This is a genomic window from Rhizobium sp. NPDC090275, from assembly GCF_044772225.1.
GTDB lineage: Bacteria > Pseudomonadota > Alphaproteobacteria > Rhizobiales > Rhizobiaceae > Rhizobium.
On record NZ_JBIVYL010000004.1, the window covers coordinates 143198 to 155406 of the forward strand.

Annotated in this window: 11 protein-coding genes; 4 read left to right on the top strand and 7 right to left on the bottom strand. The window is 62.8% G+C overall.

The genetic code is table 11. The features are described 5' to 3' along the window. Positions 1-10: 10 nt before the first annotated feature. Both ACIQUB_RS12045 and tehA read left to right on the top strand, forming a co-directional pair. Positions 11-910 carry a LysR family transcriptional regulator gene (locus tag ACIQUB_RS12045; protein WP_402929701.1) on the top strand — a complete coding sequence of 300 codons (900 nt, stop codon included), beginning with the start codon at positions 11-13 and terminating at the stop codon, positions 908-910. Positions 911-1116: 206 nt separating this feature from the next. After that, positions 1117-2121 (top strand): dicarboxylate transporter/tellurite-resistance protein TehA, encoded by a 1005-nt coding sequence (tehA, locus tag ACIQUB_RS12050; protein ID WP_402929703.1) that lies wholly within the window; start codon positions 1117-1119, stop codon positions 2119-2121. Here the strand turns inward: tehA and ACIQUB_RS12055 are convergent. The 7 genes from ACIQUB_RS12055 to ACIQUB_RS12085 form a co-directional block, all read right to left on the bottom strand. Beyond that, entirely contained in the window at positions 2118-3194 is a 1077-nt protein-coding gene (locus ACIQUB_RS12055) for an ABC transporter ATP-binding protein (protein WP_402930279.1), read from the bottom strand. The genes tehA and ACIQUB_RS12055 overlap by 4 nt on opposite strands. Positions 3195-3207: 13 nt before the next feature. Continuing rightward, positions 3208-5139: a glycoside hydrolase family 127 protein gene (locus ACIQUB_RS12060; RefSeq protein ID WP_402929704.1), complete on the bottom strand. Its 1932-nt coding sequence runs from the start codon at positions 5137-5139 to the stop codon at positions 3208-3210. Between the two features lie 20 nt (positions 5140-5159). Next, positions 5160-6023: a carbohydrate ABC transporter permease gene (locus ACIQUB_RS12065; RefSeq protein WP_113238465.1), complete on the bottom strand. Its 864-nt coding sequence runs from the start codon at positions 6021-6023 to the stop codon at positions 5160-5162. Further along, positions 6020-6934, bottom strand: a complete 915-nt coding sequence (locus tag ACIQUB_RS12070; RefSeq protein WP_018896632.1) for a carbohydrate ABC transporter permease — start codon at positions 6932-6934, stop codon at positions 6020-6022. The genes ACIQUB_RS12065 and ACIQUB_RS12070 overlap by 4 nt, the downstream gene beginning before the upstream one ends. An 82-nt stretch (positions 6935-7016) precedes the next feature. Continuing rightward, a complete protein-coding gene (locus tag ACIQUB_RS12075; RefSeq protein ID WP_402929707.1) occupies positions 7017-8255 on the bottom strand; it encodes an ABC transporter substrate-binding protein in 1239 nt (412 codons plus the stop codon). Between the two features lie 41 nt (positions 8256-8296). Then, complete coding sequence (locus tag ACIQUB_RS12080) at positions 8297-9307, bottom strand: LacI family DNA-binding transcriptional regulator (RefSeq protein ID WP_402929709.1); 1011 nt, start codon at positions 9305-9307, stop codon at positions 8297-8299. Between the two features lie 144 nt (positions 9308-9451). Then, the gene (locus ACIQUB_RS12085; protein WP_402929711.1) at positions 9452-10471 is read right to left on the bottom strand and encodes a LacI family DNA-binding transcriptional regulator; all 1020 of its coding nucleotides are present in this window, start codon (positions 10469-10471) and stop codon (positions 9452-9454) included. A 143-nt stretch (positions 10472-10614) separates the two neighbouring features. Between ACIQUB_RS12085 and ACIQUB_RS12090 the strand changes: the two genes are divergently transcribed. Both ACIQUB_RS12090 and ACIQUB_RS12095 read left to right on the top strand, forming a co-directional pair. Next, positions 10615-10929, top strand: a complete 315-nt coding sequence (locus ACIQUB_RS12090; protein ID WP_018896640.1) for a MocE family 2Fe-2S type ferredoxin — start codon at positions 10615-10617, stop codon at positions 10927-10929. 31 nt (positions 10930-10960) lie between these two features. Continuing rightward, complete coding sequence (locus ACIQUB_RS12095; protein ID WP_402929713.1) at positions 10961-12187, top strand: NAD(P)/FAD-dependent oxidoreductase; 1227 nt, start codon at positions 10961-10963, stop codon at positions 12185-12187. Positions 12188-12209 lie beyond the last annotated feature (22 nt).

Here is a 12209-nt window from a genome sequence, read left to right on the forward strand (position 1 = left end):
AATAATTAAGATGAACGACTATAAAGCCCTGAAAACCTTCCTGCTCGCCGCCGAAAAGCGCAACTTCGCCCAGGTCGCCCGCGAGCTCGACATGACACCCGCCGCCGTCACCCGCGCGATCGCGGCACTTGAGGACGATCTCGGCGTCCAGCTTTTCGTACGCACCACCCGCCAGGTATCGCTGACCACTGACGGCGCAGTCTTCGCGGCGCAGATCCAGCCGGCGATCGAAGCGCTCGAGAACGCGCGCAAGGACGTCAAGAACGCGCATAAATCCGACCAGGGGCGGCTGCGGATCAGCGCGCCGACCTGGCTTGGCAAGACGATCCTCACGCCAATTCTCTCGGGCTTCCGCGAGCTCTATCCGAAGATGAGCTTCGAGGTTTCGCTGTCGGACGGCTTGGTCAACATCATCGACGACGACTACGACCTCGCGATCCGCATTTCGTCCGCGCCTTCGGATAAATTCACCATCTGGCGCAAGATCCGGGCCGTGCCGAGGATTTTGGTGGCGGCGCCCGGCAGCCGCTTCACGGAGATGCAGCATCCGAATGAACTGACGCCCGACGATTGCCTCGCCTATAGCGGCGAGAGCCGGCGCGAGACCTGGGCCCTTTCGGACGGCGGGTCGAGCATCTCGATCTCGGCCGGACGCGCGTTCAGCGCCAACAATGGCGAAGTGCTCGCCGACATGGCCGCCGATGGCGTCGGCGTCGCCATGCTTCCAGGCTTTCACATCGCCGAGCACATCCGCACCGGCCGGCTGGTTCACGTGTTGCGCGGCTGGGCGCCTCCGGAGCTTTGGCTGACACTCTACTACCCGCCCTATCAGGCGCTGCCGCCCCGTATCGCCACATTCTCGAAATTTTTCGAGGAGCAACTGCCGTCCCATATGGTCATGCTCGACTAGCAGGCTTGCGCGCAGGGACGCCGTCGCGGGCGGTCGCGCATGAAGAGATAGGAAACGCGCCGAATTCTGACGAATTCGCCGCGTCGTTTGTTGCAATGCCGATGCAACAGGCTCTTTATGCGTTTGCCAAAGCCGAAACAGCGGCCGGGGCATCGTCTTACGCAAGATCGCATTCACAGTCATTCGTTTCCAGCGTCGGAGCCCCCATGACCGCAACGCAATCGCAACCTGACGAGTCGTCTGTAGCTGGTGGAAAACGGCTTCCTGTCGTTCCCGCGTCGGCCTTCGGCATCGTGCTTGGCATCGCTGGCCTTGCCAACGCCTGGCGGGCAGCCGCCGGTCACTTCGCGCTTCCCACCACTATCGGGGATGGCATTGCGCTTCTCGCGCTTGCCGTCTGGTTCGTTCTCGTTTGTCTCTATGGATTGAAGTGGATCCTCTTCGCCGAAGAAGCGCGCAAGGAGATCGATCATCCCGTCCAGTGCTGCTTCATCGGCCTCATCGGTGTCGCCACCATGCTTTGCGCAGCGATGGTCGCGCCGTTTTCCGGCGCGCTGGCGCCGGCATTCTATTGGATAGGCTTGCTCTGGACGCTCGCCTTCGCGATATGGCGGACGGGTGCCCTGTGGCAGGGCGGGCGCGATCCGACCACGACGACGCCGGTCCTCTATCTACCGACGGTCGCCGGATGCTATGTCGCCGCAATCGTCGGCGCGGCACTCGGTTATTCCGATCTGGCGCAGCTGGCCTTCGGCGCGGGCTTCTTCTCGTGGCTGGCGATGGAATCCGTCATCTTGAACCGGCTGCTCAATGCTGCGGACCTGGCCGAGCCCCTGCGTCCGACGATCGGCATCCAGCTCGCACCGCCGGCAGTCGGCGCCGCCGCCTATCTGAGCGTGACGAACGGAGCGCCGGATCTGCTGGCGCATGCCATGGTGGGCTACGCCATGCTGCAGCTGCTTTTGGCGCTTCGCCTTCTTCCATGGGTCATGAAGCAGCCATTCGCGGCGTCCTATTGGGCCTTTTCCTTCGGCCTGACCGCGCTCGCCACCGATCTGATCCGCATGGTCGCCCGCGGCGAACAGGGTATCCTGTCGACGCTCGCCATGCCGTTGCTCTGGCTGGTGACCGCGGCAATCGCCCTTTTGGCGGCGGGAACGTTCGTGCTTCTTTTCCGAGGGAAGCTGTTCCCGCTCGCCCGAGCCCTCTAAGCGCGCAACCGCTCCCCCTCGGCATCGAAGAACAGCCGCTGGCTGGACGACAGATCGAGTGCAATCACCGCGCCGGGCTCAATATCCGGCCCGGCCCTCTGCTCGACGACGAGGTTCTGCCCGTCTTCAAGTGCGCAGTAGATATAGCGCGTGCCGCCGAGATATTCGAAGAACTCGACGCGCGCGGCAATCGACCCTTCGGCTGCCTCGCCGATCACGATATGCTCCGGCCGAATGCCGATCATGAACTCTATCCCGCGCTGAAGGCTCGCCGGCAGTCCCTGATCCCCGAAGCTCTTCTGCGCGATGTCGAAACGTCCATTGCCCTGAGCGACCGCCTTCAAAAAGTTCATCCGGGGCGAGCCGATGAAGCCCGCGACGAACATGTTGGACGGGTTTTCGTAAATCTCCCGTGGCGATCCCGATTGCTCGACGCGTCCGTTTCGGAGCACGACGATCTGGTCGGCCAGCGTCATCGCCTCGGTCTGGTCGTGTGTCACATAGATCATCGTGTTGCCGAGCTCGCGATGGAGCCTGGCGATCTCGATACGCATCGAGACGCGCAGCTCCGCGTCGAGGTTGGATAGCGGCTCGTCGAACAGGAAGACATCGGGCTCGCGAACGATGGCGCGGCCGATGGCCACGCGCTGCCGCTGGCCGCCGGAGAGCTGACCCGGACGGCGATCGAGAAGATGGTCGATCTTCAGGATGCCGGCCGCCTCGTCGACGCGGCGCTTGATTTCCGCCGCGTCTGTCTTCGCCATCTTCAAGCCGAATGCCAGGTTTTCGCGCACCGACATGTGCGGATAAAGCGCGTAGGACTGGAAGACCATGGCGATGCCGCGATCGGAAGGGTCGAGATCGGTGACATCCCGCCCCTTGATGCTGATCTCGCCATCGGTCACCTCCTCCAGGCCCGCGATCATCCGGAGCAGGGTCGATTTTCCGCAACCGGAAGGGCCGACGAAAACGACGAAGTCTCCCTCCTTGATATCGAGATCGATGCCATGCACGACAGGCAGGCTGCCGTAGGATTTTCGCACGTCCTTGAGCGAGACGCTCGCTGTTTCCATCGGGACCATCGGCCTACTTCCCGGTCTGGAGCCAGACCAGCATGGCGCCCGGCTCGCGGTTGTCCCAGAGATGATAGGGCACGAGCGTGACGGTTGCCGGCACCTGCTCGGCCGGACGGGTGCGGTAGAGTGAACCGTTCCAGCCGCTTGCATCTTCCCTGGAAACGTCGAGCTCGACCGCTACCGCGCCGTTCAGCCCTTCGATCGTTTTCGTCCGGTGACCGGCGAGCTTCTGCGGAACGACGAAGGCGTTGAGATCGTGGCCGTTGTCAGTTTCCTCGACGCAGTAGATAAGCGGGCCGCGGGCAAGCGCGACGCGACCGACGTCCTGGCGGACCTTCGGCGAGGCGTATTGCGGGCGAAGCTCCAGCGGAAGATCGAGCGCGATGACATCGCCCTTCTTCCAGGCGCGGTTGAGGCGCGCATAGCCATCGATGACCGACGAGGCCAGATCGACCGTCTCGCCATTCACCTTCAGCGAGGCGCCCTCGGCCCATTCGGGAATGCGCAACGCGAGGCCGAATTCGGCCGTGCCCCCGACATCAACATCGACATCGACGTCGATGCGGATATCGCCATTCCACGGATAATCCGTGTGCTGCGTCAGCTTGACGTTGCCGCCCTTGAGCTTCGCCTTGACGCTGCTTTCACCATAGAGGTGAACGGCGATCTCGTTGTCGGCGACCGCGTACATGTAGGAGCCGACGGAGGCGACGAGGCGGGCGATGTTCGGCGGGCAGCAGGGGCAACGGTGCCAGACCCAGCGGTGATGCTTGCCGGTGCTTTCGAGCGGGTTGTCGTAGAAGAAGGTCTTGCCGTCGAGCGCAAGGCCGGTCAGCGCGCCGTTATAGAGCGCCTGTTCCATGACGTCGGCATAGCGGCGGTTCGGGCCTCGGCCGAGCATGCGGCTTGCCCAGAAGACAAGGCCGACGGAGGCGCATGTTTCGGCATAGGCGGTGTCGTTGGGCAGGTCGTAGTAATCGGTGAAGCCCTCGTTGATCGCAGCCGGGCCGATGCCGCCGGTGACGTACATCTGCTTGACCGTGAGGTCGTCCCACAGCGTCTCCAGCGCGTTCGTCAGCGTATCGTCATGATACTCGGTCGCGATGTCGGCCATGCCGGAATACTGGTACATGGCGCGCACGGCATGGCCGACGACCTTCTCCTGCTCGCGCACGGGTTCATGCGCCTGGCTGTATTCATAGGTCTTGTGGACATAATCCTTCGGATCGCGGCCGCCGCGAATGGCTTCAGCGGTGAAGAAATGCGGCTCTCTGCCGCGCTCGTCGATGAAGAACTTGGAGAGGTCGAGATACTTCTGCTCGCCCGTGACACGCGCCATCTTCACCAGCGCGAGCTCCACTTCCTGGTGGCCGCAATAGCCGGGGATCTGGCCTTCGCCATGGCCGAAGACCGTGATCATGTGGTCGGCATAGCGGCACATGATGTCGAGCAGCTTGCGCTTGCCGGTTGCCTGGTAATAGGCGACGGCAGCTTCCATGAGATGGCCGGCGCAATAGAGTTCGTGGTGGTCGCGCAGGTTGGTCCATCGCTTGCCGGGCTGCACGCGCTGGAACCAGGCGTTCACATAGCCGTCTTCCTGCTGCAGCTTCTCATACATGTCGATGATGGCATCGGCGCGCGCCTCAAGCTCGGCGTTCGGCTTGCGGTAGAGCGAGTAGGCGATGGTTTCGATCGACTTGCCGAGATCGGAATCCCAGAACATCTGGGTCGAGCCGGTCCACTTCTCGTCGATCGGGATAACGATGCCGGGGCTCGGCTGGTTCACGTCGATCGCCTGGATCATGCCCGCCTTCTCGCAACGGTCGAGCAGGATCGCCGCCGTGGAATCGCACACCGCATCCTGCCACTTGCCCCAGAAGCCGTTGAGCTCGACATCGGGAACGGCGACCGGGCGGAACTGGCTCTTGTTTTCGGTAGTCATGTTTCAAATTCTCCTTTGAATTACTTGACGGCGCCGGCCATCAGGCCGCGCATGTAGAAGCGTTGCAGAAGCAGGAAGACGAGCAGGCAGGGGATGACCATGACGACGACGCCGGCTTGCACCGCGCCCCAATCGATGGCGCCCATTCGCGATGAGCGCACGGCGGTCATCAGCACCGGCAGCGTGAATTTCTCGTTGCTGGACAAAAGCACGAGTGCGGCGAAAAACTCGTTCCAGGCATTGAGGAAGGCGAAGATCGCGACGGTGACGACACCCGGCAGCACCAGCGGAAACAGCACGCGGGCGAGAAGGCCGAGATCGCGCGCGCCATCGATGCGGGCCGCCTCCTCGATCTCCTTGGGCACCGCGTCGAAGGCATTGCGCATCATGAAGACGGAGAAGGGTAGCTGCAGCGTAACATAGACGAGCGTCAGCCCGAGCAACGAATTGTTGAGCCCCAGCCGCGAGAGGATGATGAAAAGCGGCGTCAGGATCGATTGGAACGGGATCATCAAGGTGGCGATGATCAGGATGAACAGCACGTTCTTGAACGGGAACCGATAGCGCGAGAAGCCGTAGCCGGCGAGCAGGCTGATCGCCACCGTGAGTACGACCGTCGCGACGGACACGATCAGCGAGTTGAACATGTGGTGCCAGATGCCGGCACCGAACGTGTCGAGTGTCCTGTAGGCATCGACGCTGAATTCGCTGATGCCGGTGAGCGGCCATGGTGGCAGCGCGGTTTCGCTGCGCGGGCGGAACGATGACATGAGCATGATCGCGAAGGGCGCCAGGAAGAACACGACGATCGCGGCACCGGCGACGTGATAGCTCGTGGCGCGCCGCGCATTGCGGCGGGCGCGAAGGGCTGTGCGACCGGTCATGGACGATCCTCCCCAACCTTGAGCAGCCAGAGCTGCACGATGCTGAGCGCCACCAGGATGACGAGCAGCGCGATGGAAAGAGCCGCGCCATAGCCGAGATTGAACGACACGAAGGACTGGTTGAAGATGTAGTAGACGATCGAGATCATGCGGTTTTGCGGTCCACCTGATGTCATGATGTAGAACTGGTCGAAGGCGAGGATCGAACCGGTGACCGACAGGATGAGTGCGAGCGCCATGGTTCTGCGCATCAAGGGCAGCGTCAGGTGGCGAAAGCGCTGCCAGGCACCGGCGCCATCGATGCGCGCGGCCTCCGTCAGCTCCGAAGGAATGCCCTGCAGCCCGGTCAACAGAATGATCATCGTGAAGCCTGCGACCTTCCACACGACCATGACGATGATCGTCAGGAAGGCGCTGTCGAATGTCGCGAGCAGGTTGCGTCGCCCCTGGGTGAGGCCGAGCATCTCGAAGACCGGCGAGAACAGGCCGCTATCGACATTGGCGAGCCAGACCCACAGAAGCGACGCCGAGGCCAGGCCGATGACGACGGGCAGGAAGATGATGGTGCGATAGCCCGACACGAAACGGCGCGGCTTGTCGACGAAGAAGGCAAGCGGAAACGCCAGCGCGAAGATCGCGATCGTGACAACAAGCGTGTATTGCGCAGTGAAGCCGAGCGATGTCCAGAAACGCGGGTCGTTGAACATGCGCGTGTAGTTGCCGATGCCGATCCAGCGCGGTGATCCCATGAGCGGCCAGCGATGCAGGCTCATCCACACTGTGAAGAGGAGCGGCAGCACGAAGAACACGGTCACCAAGGCGATTGCGGGCGCGATATAGGCAACGCCCCGCCAGCCCCCTCTCCGCCGCCGCCTGCGCTTCGGAGAGACGGAGATGATTTCAGTCGTCATCGTTGATCTCGTTCAGTTTGTGAAATGGCGAGCGATTGCGATGTGTCGGGTCGGGACCGCCTGGCGATCCCGACCCTTGAAATCATTGCGCGCTGTCGATGATCGACTGCATGTCGGCCTGGCCGTTGGCGAAGGCGCCATCGACATCATCGCCGAACATGGCGGCGTTGATGAACTGCGACCACGGGCTGTTCGGGCTGTTGATCAGATCGTTGAACTGCAGCGTGTAGGGCGTCTTGGCAACCTTGATCGCATCGGCGGCCACCAGCAGGCGCGGATCCTGTCCCTTCAGGACCTGCTCGGCGATGTCGGTGCGCGTCGGCAGGCTGCCATTCTTGGCCATGATCGTCTGTCCCTCCTCGGAATAGACGAACTCCAGGAACTTCTGGATCTGGCTGACATGCGGCGTGCCCTTGGTAACGACGATATTGTCGCCGCCGGCAAAGGAGGACGGCTTGCCGTCGACGCCGGGGATCATCGTCACGCCGAAGTCGAGCTCCGGATGCTGCGTGATCATCGTGCCGATCGCAAACGCACCAAGGCTCTGCTGGCCGATCTTGCCGCCGAGGAACTTCAGGAAGTCCACGCCGTTATCGGTCGCGGCACTGGCAGGCACGGCACCCGACTTGACGATCGCACGATAGTCTTCGACGGCCTTTCGCATCTGGGGAGTATCCAGCGCCGCGGTCTTGCCATCCTCGGAGAGGATATCCGCGCCCGCACCCCAAACGAGGGGCGCGAAGGTGAAGATCATGCAGCCGCCACAGCCACCACCCGAAAAATAGAAGCCGTAGTCGTCGCCGCCGAGCTTGCGGATCTTCTCCGCATTGGCGGTGATCTCTTCCCATGACGTCGGCGCCTTCTCTGGATCGAGGCCGGCCTTCTTGTAAAGGCCCTTGTTCCAGGCGAAGACTGAGGTCTCGATGAGCAGCGGCAGGCCGTAGACCTTGCCTTCATAGGTGCCCTGCTTGACGTGGGCTGGTGCCAGCGCGTTGAAGTAGCTGAGCGACTTGGCGAAGTCCGTCATGTCCTCGAGCTGACCGGCGGACGCAAAGGACGGGGTGTAGATCAGGTCCAGCGAGATCGCGTCTGGCGCCTGGCCGCCGGCAACCGCCGTCGCATATTTCTGGACCATCTGGTCAGAAGGGATTTCCGTGAGCTCGACCTTGTCGGGGTTGGCCGCGTTATAGGCGTCGATGACCGCCTTGAAGGCGCCGCCGCCGCTGCCCGAACGCACCCACATGCTGACGGTTTCGGCGGATGCCGCCGAGCACAGGCATATTGACAGCAAAGCCGTCGCTGCAAGCATTCTCTTATGCATGATTTCCTCCAAATCATGGGGCAAACGCGCCCCGCCTCCCGTTAGATTTCCCGGTCTCCACCACAGGACTGGCGAACGACCAGCTTGCATGGAAGCTTGCGCAGTCCGGCCTCCACAGCCCGTCCTTCGGCAAGATCCAAGATCGTCAGCCCAGCCGTTCGGCCTAGCTCCTTCAAATTCATGTCGACCGTCGTCAGCGCCGGCCGCGTCTGGTCGGCGAAGATCTCCCAGTTGTCGAAACCGATGATCGACACATCCTCGGGCACGCGCACGCCCCTCTCGCGCAACGCGTCCACCACGCCTCTCGCGATCTGGTCGTTGCCGCAGAAGATGCCGTCGGGCGTTTCCTTGTCTCCGCCCCAAAGCATGGCGACGGCCTCATGCCCCCAGGCCTCCGTCCACGTTCCGTGCATGACAAGCGCATCCGGGCCGACGGCCTGGCGAAAGGCATCGGCGCGCTCCACGGCAGAGACGAAACTGTCGGGACCGGTCACATGGACGATCCTTTCGCGGCCGACCTCGCGAAGCCGCTCGACGGCAAGCCGCGCGCCATCGGAATCATCCGCCGTCAGGATCACGCTTCCCGGCACGCCCTCTGTAAAGGCGTAGACGACGGGCACCGGCAGGCCAGCGAGATCGACCGGGAGAGACCTGTCGACCCGCTTGCCCGTCGCGATGATGCCATCCACCTGCTTGTCCAGCATGGCGTCGACATGAACCTTGGCGAGCGCCGGATCATCCTCGATAGCGCAGAGAAAGACCGAGACGCCATGATCGACCAGCGCTTCCGATATCCCCGACATCAACGGCAGGGTGAAGCGGCCATATGTATCGTTGGTGAGGAGCCCCACCGTAAAACTTCTGTTGAAGAGGAGGCTGCGCGCCAAAGCATTCGGCCGGAAGCCGACGTCGGCCGCGATCGACTTGATCTTCTCGCGCGTCTCCGACGCCATCCGGCCGGTATCGTTCAGCGCCTTCGACACGGTCGAAACGCTGACGCCCGCAGCCTTGGCGACGTCATGAATTGTGACACGGTTGCTCCGAGCGACCACGCGATCTCCTCCTTCTCGCGGAGGTGAGAAAAGCGTTTCCCAAATGCAAAGTCAACGTGAGAAAACGTTTTCTCATCATTTTCCCAATTTCGGGGACCAAGCAGGCGCGGATTGGCGGAAACCGCCGACGATTCCGCGAAACGATTATTCGAAGTGGACGTTCTCGCGCAGGAAAATCCGCGGCCGCTGGGGCGGCGTTATGTCGTCCCTGGCGAAACGACCGGCATGGTGAAGCTGGATTTCAATGGCGCGCCGCGCCTCGAGAAAGGGCTCCCGGTCGATGATCGCATCGACGACACCGTCATCCATCAACGCCACGCGTTCCGGCGTCTCGGTGTGGGTGATAACGCAGACGGACTGGTCCTTGCCGATCGCCTTCAGTTCTTCGGCAAGCACAGGGTTGCCCACCGACATGTTGTAGACGCCCCGTAGCGCGGGGTGGCGGCGCAGGAGCGCGCGGAAATCCTTGCGAATGTTCTCCTGCTCGTAGCTCTGAAATGTTTCGACCACCCGGCAATTCGGATAGTCCCGGCCCAAGATGTCACGGAAGCCCATTTCACGCTGGTCGTGCTCCAGCAGTTGGTGAAGGCCAACGATGACAACCACGTCGCCACCGGCGTCACCCAGGAAGCGGCCCATAAGCGCGCCGGCCGTGCCCCCTTCCTGAACGGCGTTCGAGCCGACATAGCCAATCCGGCCAGTGCCCGGCAGGTCTGAAGCAACGGTGACGATTGGGAGCTTGCGCGACAGCTGATCCACCGTCGCCGTCACTTCGGGGTCATCGAACAGGGTGACGACAAGGCCGTCGCACTCGGCCGCGGCCTTCGCCAGCGTCCTGATCGCCGCATCGGCGTTGATCTGCTCGAAGTAAAAGAAGGTGATGCGGATGTTGTAGCGCTTGTATTGCTGCGCTGAGCGGAGGAAGCCTTCACGCAGCTTCACATAATAGGAATTCACGTTGTTCTGCAGCACCACGCCGATGCGCAGGATACGCGTCGGCATCATGGTGAGCGCGCGGTCGACGCCCATCGCCCGGGCGGTCTCGATGACCAATTGCTCGGTCTTCGGCTTGACGCCACCACGGCCATTCAACACCCGGTCGACGGTGATCCGACTGACGCCAGCCGCTGCCGCGACGTCATCCATGCTCGGTTTTCTTGCCACGAAACATCCTCCCGCGCTCCCTTCCTAGAGCTTAGCGAATGATGCATTTGCGTCAATATCGGCGTTGCGCCGCCGTGGGCGCGGACGGATATTCGGTCATATCTGGAGGAGAAGCGGCGCCATGCGCCGAGCGGAGGAACATCATGAATTGGGTATCGGCCTGTCGCCTTGACGACATCGAGCAGGAAGGCGTTATACGCTTCGACCATGGCGGTCGCACCTATGCGGTCTACCGCTCCCCTGAAGACGAGGTCTTCTGCACCGACGGCCTCTGCTCGCACGAGGCCATCCACCTCGCCGACGGCCTAGTGATGGATTACGAGATCGAGTGTCCCAAGCACTCGGGCGCCTTCGACTATCGCACCGGCACGCCGCGCCGGCCGCCGGCCTGCAAGAGCCTCAACACCTACCAGGCGAAGATCGAAGCGGGCGAAGTCCTGCTCGCCATCCCAGCCTGACAGCCAGCGAACCGGTCGTACGGAGACAGCCATGTCCTCTATCGTTATCATTGGCGCCGGCGAATGCGGCGGACGTACCGCGCTGCAGCTGCGCGAGCGCAATTTCGACGGCACGATCACGCTTGTCGGCGCAGAGGCGCTTCACCCCTACGAGCGGCCGCCGCTGTCGAAGAACGGTATCCTCGAGGGCGCTGATCCAAAGTTCATTATGGATGCCGAGGGTTACAAGGAGCGCGGTATCGACGTTCGCCTGAGCGCCAACGCGATCGGGATCGACCGATCGAGCAAGACCGTCGAGCTTTCGGATGGAACGACGCTCGCCTATGACAAGCTGCTGCTTGCGACCGGCGCGCGCCCACGTCCGCTTCCCGGTATCGCCGAACGATCCGAGCGCGTGCTGACGCTTCGCACCCATGCCGATGCGCTGGCGATCAAGCGGCATTTGCATGAGGGTAGCCGGCTTGCCATTGTCGGCGGCGGCTTCATCGGCCTCGAACTCGCGGCGATTGCGCGCGGCCTTGGCGCCACCGTCACCCTGATCGAGGGCTTGGCCCGCATCCTCTCGCGCGGCGTGCCCGAGGATATCGCGCATGCGGTGGCTTCGCGCCACAAGACAGCCGGTGTCGAGATCCTGTGCGAGAGCCGGATCGAGACCTTCGAGATCGGTGCCGATGGTGTCTCGATCAGCCTCACCGGCGGCCGGACGATCGATGCCGACATCGCGGTGATCGGCATCGGCTCGATCCCGAATGTCGAGCTCGCGGAAAAGGCGGGGCTGACGATCGAAAACGGCATCATGGTCGATGACCACCTCAGGACCTCCGACCCCGACATTTTCGCCGCCGGCGACTGCTGCTCCTTCCCGATCCCGGTTTATGGCGGGCGGCGGGTCCGGCTTGAATCCTGGCGCAGCGCCCAGGAGCAGGCGATGCTCGCGGCGGCCAATCTCATGGGTGCGGACGAGCGGATCACCGCCGTGCCGTGGTTCTGGTCGGATCAATACGAGCTGACGCTTCAGGTGGCCGGGCTTGCCGAAGGCGCCGTTACCTCCGTTCGCCGCGAGGTCGGCGAGGGTGCCTTCATCATCTTCCAGATCGGTGCCGACGGCCGGCTGCTTTCAGCGAGCGGCATCGGTCCGGGCAATGGCATCGCCCGCGACATTCGGCTGGCGGAAATGCTGATAGCCTCGGGCAAGACCGTCGATCCGGCGGCGCTCGCGCAGGCCGACATCAAGCTGAAGTCGCTGCTGGCGGCCTGATCCCCCATCATTGGGCTGAGCT